The sequence below is a fragment of the Collinsella tanakaei YIT 12063 genome, from assembly GCF_000225705.1.
Classification (GTDB): Bacteria; Actinomycetota; Coriobacteriia; order Coriobacteriales; family Coriobacteriaceae; genus Collinsella; species Collinsella tanakaei.
On the sequence record NZ_JH126472.1, the window covers coordinates 120,411 to 138,858 of the forward strand.

Annotated in this window: 9 protein-coding genes; 1 reads left to right on the plus strand and 8 read right to left on the minus strand. The window is 59.8% G+C overall.

The window, feature by feature from the left end:
- The 4 genes from HMPREF9452_RS12025 to carA all read right to left on the minus strand — a co-directional run.
- On the minus strand, positions 1-331 hold a 331-nt coding region (locus HMPREF9452_RS12025; RefSeq protein WP_009141853.1), incomplete at its 3' end, for an IS110 family transposase.
- A gap of 265 nt (positions 332-596) precedes the next feature.
- Positions 597-6,548, minus strand: coding sequence for a discoidin domain-containing protein (locus HMPREF9452_RS09130; protein WP_050797658.1), 5,952 nt, complete (start codon positions 6,546-6,548; stop codon positions 597-599).
- Positions 6,549-7,271: 723 nt separating this feature from the next.
- Positions 7,272-10,568 (minus strand): carbamoyl-phosphate synthase large subunit, encoded by a 3,297-nt coding sequence (carB, locus tag HMPREF9452_RS09135; RefSeq protein ID WP_009141855.1) that lies wholly within the window; start codon positions 10,566-10,568, stop codon positions 7,272-7,274.
- Entirely contained in the window at positions 10,561-11,970 is a 1,410-nt protein-coding gene (gene carA, locus HMPREF9452_RS09140; protein WP_009141856.1) for a glutamine-hydrolyzing carbamoyl-phosphate synthase small subunit, read from the minus strand. The genes carB and carA overlap by 8 nt, the downstream gene beginning before the upstream one ends.
- A gap of 327 nt (positions 11,971-12,297) precedes the next feature.
- Between carA and HMPREF9452_RS09145 the strand changes: the two genes are divergently transcribed.
- Positions 12,298-13,191 (plus strand): pyridoxamine kinase, encoded by an 894-nt coding sequence (locus HMPREF9452_RS09145; protein WP_009141857.1) that lies wholly within the window; start codon positions 12,298-12,300, stop codon positions 13,189-13,191.
- A 331-nt stretch (positions 13,192-13,522) separates the two neighbouring features.
- Here HMPREF9452_RS09145 and HMPREF9452_RS09150 read toward each other — a convergent pair whose 3' ends face one another.
- From HMPREF9452_RS09150 to purD, 4 genes are all read right to left on the minus strand, one after another.
- Entirely contained in the window at positions 13,523-14,431 is a 909-nt protein-coding gene (locus tag HMPREF9452_RS09150; RefSeq protein WP_009141858.1) for a hypothetical protein, read from the minus strand.
- A 124-nt stretch (positions 14,432-14,555) separates the two neighbouring features.
- A complete protein-coding gene (locus HMPREF9452_RS09155) occupies positions 14,556-16,328 on the minus strand; it encodes an ABC transporter ATP-binding protein (RefSeq protein WP_009141859.1) in 1,773 nt (590 codons plus the stop codon).
- Between the two features lie 136 nt (positions 16,329-16,464).
- The gene (locus HMPREF9452_RS09160; protein WP_009141860.1) at positions 16,465-17,109 is read right to left on the minus strand and encodes an NUDIX domain-containing protein; all 645 of its coding nucleotides are present in this window, start codon (positions 17,107-17,109) and stop codon (positions 16,465-16,467) included.
- 27 nt (positions 17,110-17,136) lie between these two features.
- The gene (gene purD / locus HMPREF9452_RS09165; protein ID WP_009141861.1) at positions 17,137-18,441 is read right to left on the minus strand and encodes a phosphoribosylamine--glycine ligase; all 1,305 of its coding nucleotides are present in this window, start codon (positions 18,439-18,441) and stop codon (positions 17,137-17,139) included.
- Positions 18,442-18,448: the final 7 nt, after the last annotated feature.

Here is an 18,448-nt window from a genome sequence, read left to right on the forward strand (position 1 = left end):
CGTTGCGGCAGGCGAGGAGCCTGGCGAGCCACTCGGCGTCGCGCCGGTCGTTCTTGCGCCCGCGGTCGGCGGCCGGCCGGTGCATCTTGGAGACGGCGCCTACGGCGCAGTCGACGCCGAGCGCCCTCAGGGCGCGGCAGAGGTGGAAGCCGGTCGGGCCGCTCTCGTACACCGCCTTGGGCGACTCGAACCCCAGTGCCCACTCGGCGACCGACGCGGGGTCGTATCCGAACCTTGCGCGGGACACCTCGCCGGTCATGGGGTCGAAGGCGCATGCGGAGATGCTCCTCGCGTGGACGTCGAGACCGATGGCTGTGACATAATTGGACATGGCGGGCCCCTCTCCGTCGCATGTGGCGCGCGGCCACGGTTGGCGCTACGACCATTGTCGCCCGACCCACGATAGAGCTGCAAGGGGAGGGGCTCCCAATGTTCAACTCATATCGTCTCATCCGTTCCGTCCGACAGACAAGGGCGACCAGCTCACATGGACATCGCTCCACCACCCATCTCCATAAACAAACGGCGCCCCGATACCGAGGCGCCGCCCTTGCTCATTACTTGCTGCTTGTTATAGCACCGCCATCAACAACCGGCTACTTGCGCTTGCGACGCAGCCATGCGCCAATAGCTGCAAGGATGCCGCCGCCCGCAGCGACCGGAACCGCAACCATCAATGCGGGGTCTCCGGTCTGGGCGAGCGCGCCGCCGGAAGGCTTGCCGTTGGGCTTTGCAGAACCGCCCTGGTTAGAACCGCTCTGACCGGTCTGTCCTCCCTGCTCGCCAGGCTGTCCACCTTGGTTTGAATCCTGGTCACCGCCCTGGCCGGGCACATCGGGATCAACGGGCTTGTCGGGGTCCGGGTTCTCCGGATCGGGATTGCCCGGCTTGTCCGGGTCCACGGGCTTATCGGGATCGACGGGCTTGTCCGGGTCCACGGGCGGATTGGGATCCGGATCAACCGGAGGATTGGGATCCGGGGTCTCGGTGGTGGGCTCATCTGCGCCATACAGCTTCACCTCTGCCACCGACGCATACTTGTTGAGCTCCGCTGGGTCAGAAGATCCAGCTTTGGTAATCACCAGCTTGATGGCAGACGTCTTCACAGGTTCGAACGTCATCTGCTTGTACTCGTCGCGCTTATCGAGCACAGACCCGTTGTTCTTGAATGTGAAGGTCCCCACCTTTGCATACCCGTCGTCCCCCGACGCAGTATCGGCATCGAGCGTACGGACCTCGGGCGTCCCGGCCGGCTTGCGCGCATACACCTTCGCCTCAAAGATGTCGCCGTTCACGCCGACGTCTTGCCGCGGAAGGAAGGTGATGTCGCTCACCCAGGTCTCCTTGCCAAGATCGAACACAAGGAACTGAGGCAGGGTTACGTCGGCGGCATAGCTCGAATGCCACAAGGTTTCGGGATTTCCATCCACGGCGCCCTCTACGGGAGACTCCGACGCAGAGCTCGATGCACTGACGGCGTCCGCTTTCAGGTCGATCTTCTTGCTCTCGTCCACCGGTCGGAACACCAGGGCGGCCAACGCATCGTTGATAGCCTTGGCGGCGTCTGCCACCTCCTGCTTGGTAGCACCTTCCTTCTTCAAGATGGACTCGCCAGCCTTCACAGCGTTGTCCAAAGCCTTGTAGCTCTGCTCCTCGCATAGGTCTGCCTTGACCTTCTTACCAGCCTCCACGGCGTCTACCAGCGCGGACGCGTCCACGCCCTTCTTGACCTCCACGGTATAGCTGGCGGTCTTGGTCTCATCCAGCACGGACTTCACCGTAATCCGAGCGGTACCCGGCGCGTTGCCGCGCAGATACCAGGTCACCGAATCGCCGGACTGAACAGGCACCACGCCTGCGACGTCGGGCTTATCGCTCTCCACGGTGAAGAACGGGTAGCCAACATCAGGCAGTATGGTCGCCCCGACCTTTGTCAGCTCGTTCTCATACAACACCTTGGCATTGGAATCGTCCAGCTTCACCTCGTCCACCTTGGGAGCGGCGTCGGTGTACTTGAAGTCGATCTCACCGATGGTCAGCATGCGGTTGTCGGGCCTCTCAAGCCCAGTCGCCTTACCCGTGGATGTCAACGGGGTGATGACCACGCTTTTCACCTTTTTGGCGGCATTGGCCTCGGAAATAGCGAAGGTATAAACCTCCGCAGGCGAGGAGAAGGCACCATCCTTGAATTCCTGAACGGTATCGTCCTCAAAGGTTACGATGGCCTTGAGGCTGGTGATGGAACCGTTTGCCGCGGCAGCTCCGTTGGTAAGTGCGATCTCGTTCAGTGCTCGAGGCTCCTTGAGCGTGAAGCCGAGATTGACCGGCAGACCCACGCGCTCGTCGAAGGGTTTGTCGGCATAGTAGTACTTGAGCTCGAAGCCTCGATCGTTCTGCCCGTTGAACAGCGCGGCATAGCTACCCTGCTGCACCAGCTCCTTCACGTTGTCACCGGAATCGGAGGGCAGGGCTTCGTTGGTCATGGTGATGTTGAACGAATCCTGACCAAGCTCGCCGGAAGACTGCGTGGGCTTCTCGGGGAACGTGATCTCGCCCGTGTTCTCGATCCGGACAAAGTCGCCCGCGGGGCCCACCGCGATGGATATTGCGCCCAGATTGACATCGGTCTCCGCCTTAGCACGCAGCTTGAAGTTGGCCACCACGCCGGAACCGTTGAAGAGCGGCTTGTCGCCACGGTTGGCAAACGCCAGGTTCACCGTGTCCTTACTCTTGTTGAGCTTGGAGAGATTCTCCATCTCGAGCAGATCGGCGGACTTGGTGATGCTGTTGTCGACCAACTCGAATTTGGACGAGTCGAAGCTCACGAGAGCGCCCAGCGCGTTGGCGTTTGCCATATCGCTTGCGATCAGGTCTACCGAAACCTCCTCGCCGGCGGCGACATGGGTCTTGCCCGGAGCAACCAGCAGATCGCCGGACACGGCGCCTTCTTTCTTGGTACCGCCGTCGAGCGCCGCCATGGTGAAGGAGTAATCGTACACATCGTAGGCATCGTTGCCGTTGAGGTCGGCGTAGCGCTCCTTGATCTGCTTGGCGAAATCGCTGTCCTTAGCGTCGAGCGCCAGGTAGTTCATCATGTTGGTGTAGTCGCCCTCGGAAACGGACTCGGACATGGTGCTCGACCCAACCGCCCAGGGAGCGGAGCCGTCGACCTTGTATACCGCCAGCTCGCGAGCCGAGAAGAAGCCGCCGACGCTCTCAAGCGGGGTCAAGCGCACGTAGCGGGCGGCCCGACCTGCCAAAGACACGGTCTTGACGCTGTTGTCCTGGCGCCAAGAAACTTCTTCGGACGTCCAGTGCTGACCGTCCAGGGAGGTCTCGACGCGCATCTTGGTCACGGTGCCGTTGGCCGCGTCCTCGCGCGGATAGTACTCGAACTTGTCCAGCTTGAACGCCGAGCCGTAATCGAGCGTCAACGTCTTGCCCAACGCGCCCTCGGAGGAATGGAAGTGGTCGGCATCAAGGTTGTGATCAAGGGCGCGCGCCTCGGTCATACCGGCATAGTAGTCACCGGTCCAGGTAGTCGCCTGCGGCGTGGGCGCGTTGCGCCACGGATCCTCCAGCGTCTGGCCGCTCACCTCTTCGCTCCACTTTGAATAGCCCTCTGCGTTTCGCGAGCGAATCTTGAAGACGTGTTGAGAGTGGTACTCCAAGTCGGTCAGCACGTAGCTCTCGGCATCACCCATGGAGAACACCTGGCCGTCGACCTCGATGTCGTACGACGCGGCATCGGCAACCTTGTTCCACGTAAGCTTCAGGCTGGTAGGCGTCTTGCCATCCTCGGGAACCTGCAAGGAGGGAGCCGCCAGGCCGGCGTTCTCCTGATCCTTGTCCAGATGCCCGTCGTTCTCAAAGCCTTTGACGACGACCTTCTGCTCGCTGGCGGCGACATCGGTCTTGGGCAGCTTCACGTACACCTTGGGCGTGGCCTTGATCTCAACCTTGCCAAAAGCCTCGTCCTCGGTGGTGGTGTTAAGATCAGGCGACTCAACGTAGCACCACACCGCCTTGTCCGTCGCCGCATCAAGCGCTGCCTTATCGTCCACCCTCTCCACCTGGGCGCCGTTGTAGGTGATGCCAGAGGGAAGCTTGGACACGTTGACCACCACCGTGGTGGTTCGGTTGGAATCGTAGCCGGTATAGTTGCCTTCCGACTTGCCGATGGCCAGCGTAGCGGAGCCGTCTTTTACCTCAGAGGTGATCTTGGTAGAGACGTGACCGCCGTAGGAAACCTCGGCCACCTTACCGTAGCCCTCGACCTCGGTCAGATTGTTCTTGATAGTCTCGCCATCATCCTCAAACAGCGTGTACTCGGTCTTACCAGCAGGCCAAAACTCAACGATGCGCTGCGTCTTGTCCAGACCCTTGGGATTGGCCTCGCTGACGTCTTGCGGGTTGTTGTTGGGATGGTACATGGGGACGATTGCGCCGGCCTTCACAAAGAGCGGCAACTTCCACAAGGGCGCGTCAAAGTTGTTGAGCACCTGGCCGCCGCGGTACTGCTTGCCGGTGAAGTAGTCGATCCAGATGGTCGGGTTGTCCTGGTCCCCATAGTTGGGCAGATAGATCTTGTCGCGCACGTCATCGCCAGACTCGGTCGCGCGGGTATCCTTGTACACGGGCGCCACCAAGAACGCGTCGCCAAAAGTGTACTGGTACTGCGTATCCGTGCCAGCGGCGTAAGCGCTGTCATCGCTCAGCAGCATGGCGCGAATCATGGGCAGGCCGGTATCGCCGTTGCCGGTATTGATGTTGGCCGCAGATGCTGCAGAGGTGTAGATATAGGGCATCAGCTGACTTTTAAGCTTGAGGTACATGCGCGAGATGCCGGTATAAGGGTCGCCGTGCGTCATGGGAGATTTGCGGAATGACCCCCAGCCATCCATGTCCAACATGGTGGGGGTAAAGGTCTTCCACTGGTAGTCGCGCGTGGCGATAATGGGCGCACCGCCAAAGATGCCATCCATATCCGAGCCAATGTTGGGGTTGCCGGAAAGCGACTGGCCGATGTAGGTGGGAATGTGGAAGCGGATGTACTCCCAGTTGCCACCGGTCTGGTCGCCGGTCCAGATGCCGCCGAAGCGCTGCGTGCCGGCCCAACCGCATAGGGTCACGATGTTGGGGCGCACGTCGCCCGCGGTGGTCGCGGTATCGTAGGCGGTCTTGGTCCCGTCCAGCGCCATGGAGAAACCGGGGCCAACCCAGGCCACGTCGGTCTTGAGGGTGGATATGCCGCCCGTCTTGACCTCTTTTTCAAAGTCGCGCAGCAGGTGCCACTTGGTGTCGTTGTTTGAATCCGGGGTGAGGTAGGACTGCGTCCACAAGCCGGTTGCCACGCCATGGCTGTTGGCGAACTGCGTAAACTGCTTAAGGTTCTCCACGTTGGCGTCCACCGCGGCGATGCGCTCCGCAGAGCTCTTGCCCTGCTCGTCCACACCACCGGTCTTGTTGAAACCGTTCTGGCCGTAGCCTGCGCCGTATCCGTCGTTAGGCAGGAACCATCCAAGGGGCATATCCGCAGCCTCGTAGTCCTTGATAACCTGACGGGCGGAGAACTCCTCACTAAAGCTCTGCGTCTGCATGTTGGCACCGCCATCGGTGGGACCGGCGCCGTTGAGGGTCTCGGCCGTAAGGTTGCCGGGAACCACATAGCCGGCGCTCATGCCGTACTCGTACTTGGTGGAACCGGATTCGGTTGCAGGAGCTCCGTTCTTAGTGGTCCAGGCTTTACCGCCGTCTTGCTTTTCGCTCGACCATCCATCGCGATTGTACGCGTTAAGGTGTCCAAGATAGAAACCATACTCGGGCAGCAGCACCGGATTGCCCGTCACTTCAAAGTAATCGCCTAAGAGATCTTGCGCCACAGCCTCGTTACCCTTGGCATCCGCCACAAAGTAGTAGGCATCATATTCAGATTCGCTCTGCGTGGTGCTAACGGCCTTGGAGTCCGTCTTGGCAAAATCATACATGCCGTCGCTAAACGTGTTGCGCAGCACGCCATAGCCCTTAGAGCTCCAGTAAAACGGGCTAGGTGAAGCAACGCCGCCATCAACCCATCCGTCGTTGTAGATCTTCACCGCCGAACCGCGGTGCGTAAAGCGGCCGTTCTGCGTGCCGCCGCCAAAAAACATCTCGCCATCTTGGGCCTCAACGGTTTGCGTTGTAGAACCACCAATGGACAGCGGCTCCTTCTCGGCCATCACCACGTTGCTGCCGGACTTAACGCTCATCTTGGCCGTCGCCTTGTCCAGCACAATGGTGGTCGACCCCGCGCTGATAAGGAACGATCCATCCTTATCCTCAACCGTTACCTGCGGCTTTTTATAATTTGACGAGGAATCTGGCTGCTGGGGAATACGGGCCTTGTGAGCCTCATTGCGCGGCGCGGCATACTCGCTGAACTCACCTTTAGGATCGACGTTATAGCGGAAGATGTCTTCCTCTAGAAAGGTGACCTTTCCCTGAACGTCATTGTTGAACGTGATGTTGACCACGTTTTTGTTTTTGGAGTCAACCTGCGCTGACTTCACCTGGGTTAGAGACCCCTGAAAGCTGGCTTTTGCCGCATTGTCCGCATACACATGGGGTGCAACGGCTACCGCCCCGGAAAGCGCTGCCGCAATCGCAAGCGCGCTACCCCATGTTCTACCGCTGAGATACCATCTACTTCTCACCCGTCGGGCTCCTTCCTGACGTTGCGCCCTGATTGGCGACATGATTTGGGCGCCTGTTTCCAAGCGATAAGAGGTATGCAATCCATTGCGCTAAAGCAAAGAGAAAGCCAGAGGATAGTATTGTTTTGGACATGTGTTATTTATCGTGCATCCGTAAGAGGTATACATATTTCTGCGAGCGGCATACGTGATGGGCAGCCATCGTACTGGTTCCCTATTATGCATACCATGAGGTTGCTTTTATCAATACCAATTGGTTTAGTATGATATCAATCTCACAATTCACGCAGGTAGAGGCACTATGGATGGTTTTTACGGATAAGACGCGAAAATACAATCATCCTAGCGCTGAATAAAAACATGCAGTTTGCTCCGGGCGCCCAATAGAGAAATCGTCCCGCCATCGCATGACAGGATGACTGCCTACTCTTTTTTTTAGAGCAAAAGTTTTTAAACGACAAACCAGTAGCACATACTCAGTGCCCAAGCACCCGTATGACGCTTCGCAGTCCGCGAAAAAAGGCCCAATCCCAAAACCGGGACTGGACCTTTGAAAACACTTGTGGATCTTGAGGTACTTTACAGTTCGTGCTGGGGCAAATCCTGTAGCGCGATGACGTTCATGCCGTCGTCCTCGACCTCGCCCAGACGGCTCTCGCGATCAGCCTCGAGCGCGGCGACGAAGGCATTGGCGGCGGAAAGCGCGGTCACGCAGGTGACGCCGCGGCGAACCGCCTCGGTGCGCAGCAAATAGCCATCGCCGCGCGAGCCGGGTCCGTAAGGGATGTTGATCATGAACGCGATCTTGCCGTTGGCGACCATGTCGCCCACGTTGGGATGAGCACCGCTGATCTTCTCGACAACCTCGCAACGGACGTTTCCGCCGCGAAGCACGCGAGCCGTACCCTCCGTGGAGCAGATCTTGAAGCCCAGATAGTGCAGGATACGAGCCATGGACAGGATGTGGCGCTTGTCGCGGTCGCATACGGAGATAAAGACCTTACCGTCCTTTGGCGTGGGCAGGCGGTAGTCGATAGCGAGCTGCGTCTTGGCATATGCCTGCGGGTAGCTGCGAGAGATACCCATGACCTCGCCCGTGGACTTCATCTCCGGGCCGAGCACGACCTCGGCGCCGGGGAAACGGCCCCAGGGCATGACGGCTTCCTTCATGCAGAACCAGTCCATGTCGCGCTCATCAGACGGCAGGTTGAGATCTGCGATCTTCTCGCCCGCCATAATGCGCGCGGCGGCCTTGGCCAGCGGCACGCCGGTAGCCTTGGAGATAAAGGGCACCGTGCGGCTGGCACGGGGATTGGCCTCGATAACGTAGACGGTCTCGCCCTTGATGGCGTACTGCACGTTCACCAGGCCGCGCACGCCCAGGGCGAGGGCGATGCGGCGCGTGGTGTCGCGCAGCTTGTCCTGAAGGGAGCGGGAGAACGAGAAGGGAGGGATGCACGTAGCCGAGTCGCCGGAGTGGATGCCGGCCTCCTCGATGTGCTCCAGAATACCGCCGATGTAGACCTCTTCGCCGTCGCACAGGGCGTCGACGTCGGATTCGATGGCACCTTCCAAGAAGCGATCCAGGTAGACCGGATAGTCAGGCGAGATGCGCGTGGCCTCTGCCATGTACTCGCGCAGATGGGTCGAATCGTAGGCGATCATCATGCCGCGGCCGCCCAGCACGTAGCTGGGACGCACCAGCAGCGGGTAACCAATGCGCGCCGCGACCTGCTCCGCCTCCTCAAACGAGGTCGCCATGCCCGCAGGCGGATACATGATGCCCAAGTTATCCAGCACGGCGCTAAAGCGCTCGCGATCCTCGGCCAAATCGATGGCGTCGGGCTGGGTCCCCATTACCCTGACGCCGGACTCGACCAGCAGGCGGGCAAGCTTGAGCGGCGTCTGTCCGCCCAGGGTCACCACCACGCCGTCCGGGCGCTCCACGTCGATGACGTCCATAACGTCCTCGTAGGTGAGCGGCTCGAAGTACAAGCGATCAGACGTGTCATAGTCGGTGGAGACGGTCTCCGGATTGCAGTTGACCATGATGGTCTCATACCCCTGGGCCGCCAGCGCGTAGCTCGCGTGCACGCAGCAGTAATCGAACTCGATGCCCTGACCAATGCGGTTGGGACCGGCGCCCAGAATCATCGCCTTGGGCTTGTCGCAGGGAGCTACCTCGTCAGCGGCAACGCCCTTCTTGGCATCCATACCGGGGCGGACCAGGTTCTCATAGGTTTTGTAGTGGTACTGGGTAGCGCTGGAAAACTCCGCCGCGCAGGTATCGACGGTCTTCATGCTAGGCACTACGCCCTGCCCCTTGCGGTACGCGCGAACAAAGCGCTCATCGCTGCCGGTGAGCATGGCGATTTCCGCATCGGACGTGCCGTACTGCTTGAGCAGGCGCATGGAGTCGGCATCGATGTCCTCTACGCGAAGGCCGCGGATCTGCTCGCGCACGGCCATCATGTCGGCGATGCGGTCGATAAACCACGGGTCGATGCCGGTGATGCCATGCACGCGTTCCGTGGTCCAACCGCGGCGGAGCGCCTCGGCCACGTAGAAGATGCGGTGCTCGGTAGGGGTTGCGGCGCCCTGCTCGATCTCCTCGTCCACCACAGCAGAAAGATCATCGCGACCAGAGGAAAGAAGGCCCACGTGCCCGTCCTCAAGCGAGCGCATGGCCTTGCCAAAGGACTCCTCGAAGGTACGGCCGATAGCCATGACCTCGCCAACCGCCTTCATGCGGGTGGTCAACGTGGTATCGGTGCCCTTGAACTTCTCAAAGGCAAAACGTGGAACCTTGACCACGCAGTAATCGATGGAGGGCTCGAAGCAAGCCGGGGTGGCACGGGTGATATCGTTGACGATCTCGTCCAGCGAATAACCCACGGCCAGGCGCGCGGCGGCCTTGGCGATGGGGAAGCCAGTGGCCTTGGAGGCAAGCGCGGAACTGCGGCTTACGCGGGGATTCATCTCGATGACGATGAGACGGCCGTTTTCAGGGTTGACGGCAAACTGAACGTTGGAACCGCCGGTCTCGACGCCGACCTTCTCCAGGATAGCGAGCGATGCGACGCGCATGCGCTGGTACTCAAGGTCCGAAAGGGTCTGCGCGGGAGCGACGGTGATGGAGTCGCCGGTATGCACGCCCATGGGGTCCAGGTTCTCGATGGAGCACACGATGATGCCGTTGCCGGCGTGATCGCGCATGACCTCCATCTCGTACTCTTTCCAGCCGATGATGGATTCCTCGACCAACACCTCGCCCGCAGGAGAGAGTTCCAGGCCCTGGCTCACGATCTCAATGAGCTCTGCCTCATCATGCGCGATACCGCCGCCGGCGCCGCCCAGAGTGAAGCTGGGGCGCAGCACACAGGGGTAACCGACGCGCTCGACGATGGCCAGCGCATCCTCGACCGAATAAGCATAGCCGGAACGAGCGACCTCCAGACCAATCTCGTCCATAGCCTCGTTGAAAAGCTTGCGGTCCTCGCCGCGCTCGATAGCGGCAAGGTCGCAGCCGATCATCTCGACGCCGTGGCGCTCGAGCGCACCGGATTTCGCCAGGTCGACGGCAGCGTTAAGGCCGGTTTGACCGCCCAGCGTGGGCAGCAGGGCGTCCGGGTGCTCGCGCTCGATGACGCGCTCGATAAACTCCGGGGTGATGGGTTCAACATAGGTGCGGTCCGCCAAACCGGGGTCGGTCATGATGGTGGCGGGGTTGGAGTTGACGAGGATGACCTCGTAGCCCTCCTCTTTGAGCACCTTGCATGCCTGAGCGCCGGAGTAGTCGAACTCGCATGCCTGGCCGATGACGATGGGGCCGGAGCCGATGACCAGGATGCGCTTGATGTCGGTACGTTTAGGCATGGGAGACCTCCTCGGCGAAGTTCCAACCAGCGAGGCGGTCGGCAGCGATATCGATATTCAGGTAATCCTGATCGCCATCCATAAGGTGGGCGAACGCGGTGAACAGGTAGTGGGCATCGGTGGGTCCGGGTGCGGCCTCGGGATGATACTGCACGCAGAACGCCGGGACGTCCAGCAACTGGATGCCCTCCGCCGTTCCGTCATTAAGGTTCACATGCGTAAGGCGAATGAGGCCAAATTGCTCGTTGCGCACCACGGGAGCCACGCCGGCGCGGACCCAGAAGCGCAGATCGCCGTCTGCCGGATGCTGATCATAGCCATCGGAAAGCTCCGGCACTATTTCGCCCAGGCTATCCCATACCAGGCCAAAGCCGTGGTTTTGCGCGGTGATCTCAACGCGACCGCTCACCAGGTTCATAACGGGCTGGTTGCCGCCGCGGTGACCAAACTTGAGCTTTTCGATCTGGGCGCCGCAAGCCAGGCTAATCATTTGGTGGCCCAGGCAAATGCCGAACACCGGCACCTTGCCAAGCAGCTTCTTTACTTGCGTGTAAGTGCCCTCGACCGCATCGGGGTCGCCGGGGCCGTTGGAAAGAAAGACGCCGTCCGGGTTTTGGGCGAGCACGTCCTCAGCCGGGGTGTCCCACGGAACCACAGTGAGGTCGCAGCCGGCACGCGCCAAGCCCTCAAGAATGCCGCGCTTGATGCCGCAGTCGTAGGCGACCACGCGATGGCGGGAAGCCGGGGCGGGAGCGTCTGCGAAAGAGTGGGCCGCGGGCAGGTTGGCGACGCCGAAGCCGTAGGTACCGTTGCAGCTTACGCTCTCTACAAAGTTCTGGCCAACCAGGCCGGGTGCCTCGTCTAGCTGCGCGCGGAGCTCGTCCAAATCAAGGGTCTCTGTAGAAACAATGCCCTTTTGAGAGCCGTTATCGCGCAGGTGGCGCACCAGCGCGCGCGTATCGATGCCCTCGATGGCAACGATGTTGTGCTGCTTGAGGTAATCCGGCACGCTTACGGAAGAGCGCCAGTTGGACGGCGTGTGGCACATGTCGCGAACCACCATACCGCGCAACGCGGGGCGAGAAGACGCGCCGGGAGCGCACGAAAGCTGGGCATCGTCCAAATCAATGCCGTAGTTACCAATTTGGGGATAGGTCATGGTGATAATCTGACCGGCGTAGGAAGGGTCTGTCAATACCTCGAAGTAACCCTCGAGCGATGTATTGAAGCACACCTCGCCCACCGCGGAACCCTTGGCACCGCTGCCTCGTCCATAAAAGACGGTACCGTCCTCGAGCATGAGAACGGCGGGGACGGACTCTCCCTTGCTCGTCGACGCGAGCATACGCTGGGCAAGCGGGGTGGCAGATTCTGCCGCCGCGGAAGCGTTGTTCACCCTCATTTCCACTCCTTTTCGGTCTCTCTGTACCGGCTTAAAGGCCTATAAGGTCTGGGGTATTTTAAATCTTTTCTCGTCCAAAAGAGAGGACATGTAAGATTATCCAAATTTTGATATATATCTGAAACATTTATACGTATCACCAAACGCAACGACGCTTGCGACGCGTCCGCGCACCCGCCGTCCATCGATACGATCTATACAAAATCCATGACAGGCGGCTGCGTTTTGTTTCAGTCGGGTGAAACGGTTTCTTTTTTTCTCAATCGTGCTATCTTGTCGCTTTGTACGCTGGTCCATAAGTCCGCGGAAAAGAAAGAAGGCATGATTATGTCTCAATCCACTCCCAGCTCCACATCTGCAATCCTGTATACGCGAAGCGGAAGCTACATTCCGCGCGTTGCCGCTGTGCACGACATGTGCGGCTATGGCAAATGCTCTCTTGGCGTTGCCATTCCCGTGCTTTCGGCCGCAGGCATCGATGTGTGCCCCGTCCCAACGGCCCTGTTCTCCGCGCACACCAAGTTTTCCGTGTTCTACATGCATGACACCACGGAAATCCTCAACGACTATCTGGACGCTTGGAAGCAGGAGGGCATCGACCTTGACGGCGTGTACTCCGGCTTTTTGGGCTCCGCCGATCAGGTTGCGGTGATTCAGCGCCTGTACAAGGAATATCCAGGCGCCCTGCGCATTGTCGACCCGGTCATGGGCGACGGCGGCGTCAAGTACCCCACGTACACCGACGAACTCTGCGAAGCCATGGCGGGCCTAGTCGACGGCGCCGATGTGCTGACGCCCAACCTTACCGAGGCCTCCATTCTTACCGGTATTCCCTATCAGGGTCAGGATGTCGACGAGGCGTTTATTCAGAAAAACGTCGACGCCCTGCTTGAGATGGGTGCAAAGAGCGTGGTCATCAAGGGCGTAGTCCATGAGGGTGAAGGCATTATCCGCAACTACCTGGCAAGCGCTCAGGACGGCGGCAAGATCGAAGAGGTGCAAAGCGAGCTGCTTCCGTATATGTTGCATGGCACCGGAGACCTGTTCGCGAGCGCTCTATGCGCCGCCATCTACACCGGCCGCAGCCTCCACGACGCCGTCGACTTCGCAGGCGAGCTTGTTCGCGACGCAATGCGCGTCACCCGCGAGCAGCCTGACTTTGAGGTGCGCGGCGTCTCCTTCGAGCCCACGCTGGGCAAAGTGGCAAGCTTGCTCGCATAGAGCCTCTTGTGCATCGATTACTGCAAAGGGCCCGCACTAGCGGGCCCTTCTCGTTACCTATGACTTTCCATCGGGTTAACTCAGCGCCGACGCTCCCGTTGTCTGAGACTGGGTCGTAAGCAACCTTTCAATGGCCCCCGCGCGCAATTCTTAAGGATAATTGCATCGATTTTGAAAAAGCAGTAGTAGACCGCATTTTTCAATCGAAAAATCCACTGGTCTCTTATTTGCTACCAGATTGGTATACAAAACAATAATCAAAAGTGATGCAATTTACCTTCACAACTGCGCACAGCACCCGCAAAGCAGCGGCGAAAAGGCGGGCAAAACCTTACTGCTCAGGCGGCAAAACGCTCTCGATGCTCTTCTCGCGTTTGCCGCCGGTAAAGATCTCAGAGCCATGCAGCATCTTTTCGCGCTGCATCTCCTCGCGCTCCTCCTCGACTTTGTTCTGCGCGATCTCAGAGCTCTCAATCAACGCGCTGACAGAATTGACCTGCTCCTGAATCTTCTGAGCGGTCTGATCATCCATGCCCACAATCTTGAGCTCCCAGTCAATGTAGTTGGAATAGCTCGAGACGCTCTTGGTCCAAATGAAAGTCAGCACTGCGCGGCGCGTTCCCTTGGCCGGGAGAAACCCAAAGAAAGAATCATGCTGGAAATCGCCCGCACGATTCACCAGCGCGCACACGTTATACACCACGCGGTCGATCTTATCGTTGAGCAGGGCGTTGGTCGCCAGCGCCGCGGCCTGGATCTGCGAGTTCGAAAGCATCTCCAGCTCGTTGCGCGAGTCGGTGTCAACAACCGTAACCTCTACCACGCCCGTGCGCTGATCCGCCTCGTCAACCGTAAAGGTGGCGGGGAACTGCGTAAAGCCGTTTCCCCATTCCACGCCTGATTCCATGGCGTGCTCCACTGTATCGCGATCGACATTCTCGGACAGGTTTGCCGTGTTAAGACGTCTCGACACGCCGTACCAAATCTGCATGCCCAGGATGCCCAGCAAAACTAGGGTAATAACCAAAATCGCCGTACGGGAGATAGTCTGACCAACCTTGGATCCAGACGGGTCATCCTCACTCAAAGGGTCCACTTTAAGACGACGCGAAGGGCGCGGCGACGGCCTTTTACCAGAACTAATCTCTCGCGCGCGGTCGGGGTCGACAACGCCCGACTCATCGATCTCGCTAAAAAGCCTCGACGCCTCTTCTGATGTCAACGGTTGGTTCTTAGCCATCGCTTCGCCTAACGTGGTACCTCACGCCGCCACCTCTGACGGGTGGAGGCGCTTCGCTTATACAATATGGACGAGGGCAGCTGGCGGCGTGCCGACGCATGCGCGTGTGGGCGGCGCCACAACCTTAAAGCTCGTGCGAGCGCGCTCCCTCAAACTGCATTCGATAGTAACGGGCGTAGGTGCCGCCGCGAGCGAGAAGCTCCTCGTGGGTACCACGCTCCATCACCTTGCCACGTTCCACCGTCGCGATCTCGTCCGCATTCTTGATGGTCGAGAGACGGTGCGCAATGATGATGGTGGTGCGGTCCTGCGCCAAGCGCTCCAGCGATTCCTGCACGGCCTCTTCGCTTTCGTTGTCCAGCGCGCTGGTAGCCTCATCCAAGATAAGGATCGCCGGATTTTTCAAGAACACGCGGGCGATGGCGACGCGCTGCTTTTGCCCACCGGAAAGACGGCTACCGCGCTCGCCCACAACCGTGTCATACCCCTCGGGCAAGCTGGATATGAACTCATGGATATTCGCCTGACGAGCCGCGTGCTCGATCTCTTCATCCGTAGCGCCAGGTCGTCCATATGCGATGTTATCGCGCAGGGTGCCATCAAATAGGTAAACATCCTGCTGAACCAGGCCGATCGCTCGGCGCAAGCTATCCTGCGTCACATCGCGTACGTCCTGTCCATCGATAGTGATGCTGCCGGATGCCACATCATAGAAACGCGGCAACAGCGAGCACGTGGTCGACTTGCCGCCGCCCGAGGGTCCAACCAACGCAATGGTCTCGCCGGGACGAATGGACAGGTTCATATGGTCGATAACCGGACGCTCCAGCGCCGTCCCATCATCGGAGGTCTCCGTATCCGGGTAGGTAAAGCACACGCTGCTGTACTCGATAGCCCCCTCGGTCACAACCAGCGGACGCGCGTCCTTCTTGTCCTGGATATCGGGGGCCGTTCGCATGACCTCGTCCATGCGCCTGAAGCCGGCGATGGCCTTCTGGAAAGTCTCGGTTGAGTTCACCAGCGTCTCGATAGGGCTGGTAAATAAGCTGATATAAAGAGCGAACGTTGCCAGATCGAGCGCCGCCATGCGCCCGGTTGCCACCAGATAGCCGCCAAATACCACAATGGTAAGGTAATGCACGCCGGTCATAAGCGCGCTGGTCGCTTGGTAACCGCCCATGACGTGGTATTGGTCCTCTTTAGACCGCAGGTAGCGGCCATTGGCTACGCGGAACTTCTCGCGCTCCACGTCCTCGCCGGCAAAGGATTTCACTACGCGGATGCCACCCAGCGAATCCTGCAACTGCGAGTTTACGCCAGAAATCTTTTTGCGGTTATCAGCAAACACCGCGCGCATATGCAGGTTCTGGCGCACCATGATGCCCATAAAGACCACCGTCACCGCAGTAAGAGCGGCGGCCAGGGCGGGCGATATAGTAAACAGGATTACAAGCGCGCCGATGATCTTGATGCTGCAGATGATGATCCATTCGGGCAGATGGTGCGCGCCCTCGCAGATGTCAAAAAGGTCGTTGACCACGCGACTCATCATATCGCCCGAGCTGTGCGCGTCGAAATACGCAAAGCTGAAGCGCTCGTACTGGTCAAAAAGATCCTCGCGCATCTTGGACTCCATGCGCGCGCCCATGATGTGGCCCTGGGCAGATACAAAGTAGACGCAAGCCGTGCGGACGGCATACATAATCACCAGGCCAAGCGCTATGTAAAGCAAGCCGTCCATGATGGCCGACGAACCCTCGGCGAAAAATCCCCCCGTCAAAAAGCGCAGCAAAATGGGAAACGCAAGGTCAATGCCCGCGTAAACCAGCGCGCAGATGGTATCCGCGATAAACAGACCCTTCTGCGGACCGTAATAGGAAATAAATCTCTTAAACATCTAGGCGTTCTTCTCCCCCTCGCATGCTTGCGCGCCCCGCCTCTTCCCGCAGCGGCGCCGCGCTCCAACATAAAGGGCCGGGGCCCGCTTTTACAGCGCAGCGCACCCCGGCCCTCACTCAATGCCCTTTGCAACGTTACAGGCGATGACCGATCGCGTCCAGCGCCAACGCGCCGACCACGGTTTTAGCATCCTCGATCTTACCGTCAAGAACCGCGTCGATCAGCTCTTGCAGCGGCACAAGATCAACGTTTACAAACTCATCATCGTCCGGATTAGCCCCATCGAACTCCAGCTGGGTCGCCAAGTAGATATGAATAACCTCGTCACAAAAACCGCAGGTAGTGGCTATGGTGGTGAGATAGCGAATACGACGAGGAGTAAAGCCCGTCTCCTCATGCAGCTCGCGACGGGCGCAATCCAGAGGATCCTCGCCCGGATCGAGCTTGCCGGCGGGAATCTCCACCGTCACCCTATCAAGCGCGGTGCGGTATTGGCGGACGAGGACAATCTTGCCAGACTCCGTCAGAGCCACAACGGCGGCGGCGCCGGGATGGCGGACGATGTCGCGGCCGGTGCGGCGACCATTGGGCAGCTCAACCTCAAGAGAGCGAACGTCCAGGATCTTGCCGCGCCACGCGGTCTCCTCAGACAAGATCTTCTCGTGCAGCTCGGCGTCGCGGGGGTCCTCGTCGCCCAACACCAGCGACGGCTCCTCATCCATGGGCTGCTCGTCCACCACATCATTGTCCTCGACGATCTGCGCATCAAGCTCTGTCATATCGCATCACCCAGCTTCTAGAATCTCTTATTGCTCCCACGCCTCACGGCCGCGAAGGGCGCGCAGGCCAATGTCATGGCGCAGCGTCTTGCCCTCGAATTCAATCTTGTCGCAAGCTGCATAGGAGAGGTCGCGAGCAGCCTCGAAGGTCTCTCCCAGAGCGGTCACGGCAATCACGCGGCCGCCAGAGGTCAGCAGCTCGTCGCCCTCCTGCGTGGTGCCGGCGTGGTAGACGGTAACGCCGTCCATGGCGTCGGCCTCGTCCGCGCCCGTTATCACCTTGCCCTTCTCATAAGAGCCGGGATAACCGGCGGAGGTAAGCACAACGGTGACCGCCCACTCGTCGCACCAGGACAGCTCAACGTCTGCCAGGCGCTGCTCCGCTACGGCGAGCATGACCTCGACCAGATCATTTTCAAGGCGAGGCAGAACCACCTGGGTCTCCGGATCGCCAAAGCGGGCGTTGTACTCAAGCACCTTGGGACCCTGGGCAGTCAGCATAAAGCCGCCGTACAGGCAGCCGCGGTAGTCGATGCCCTCGGAACGCAGCTGGTCAACGGTGACGCGCATGATGCGCTCCATCTCGGCATGCTCCTCGGGGGTAACGATAGGCACCGGAGAATAAGCGCCCATGCCGCCGGTGTTGGGGCCGCGATCGCCCTCAAGGGCGCGCTTGTGATCCTGCGAGGTGGACATGGGGCAAACGGTGATGCCATCAGTGAAGGCGAGCAGGCTGCACTCCGGGCCGACTAGCATCTCCTCAATAACCACGGTGGCACCCGCGGCGCCAAACGCGCCGGAGAAGCACTCGTGCACCGCGTTCTCGGCCTCCGCAAGCTCGGTAGCGACGATAACGCCCTTTCCGGCAGCCAGACCGTCGGCCTTAACTACCAGCGGCGCGCCCTGCTCGCGAACATAGGCGAGCGCATCCTCCTCGTTATCAAAGCTGCCGTAAGCGGCGGTGGGGATGCCGGCGCGGTCCATGAGCTCCTTGGAAAAGCGCTTGGAGCCCTCAAGTTGGGCGCCCGCGGCACCCGGGCCAAAGCAGGGCACGCCCAGAGCGCGCACAGCATCGGCGACGCCCGCGACCAGCGGGGCCTCGGGGCCAATAACTACCAGGCCAATGCCCGCGCCCTTTACAAAGTCAGCGACAACCTCGGGGTCCGCCTCGTCTATGGCAACGTTTTCGCCCACGTTGAGCGTACCGCCGTTGCCCGGAGCGATATAGAGCTTGCCGCAGCGGGGAGACTCGGAGAGCTTCTTTGCCAGGGCGTGCTCGCGACCGCCGCTGCCCAGCAGCAAGATGTCGATAACCTGGGTCTCTGCGTTCATGGTTCCT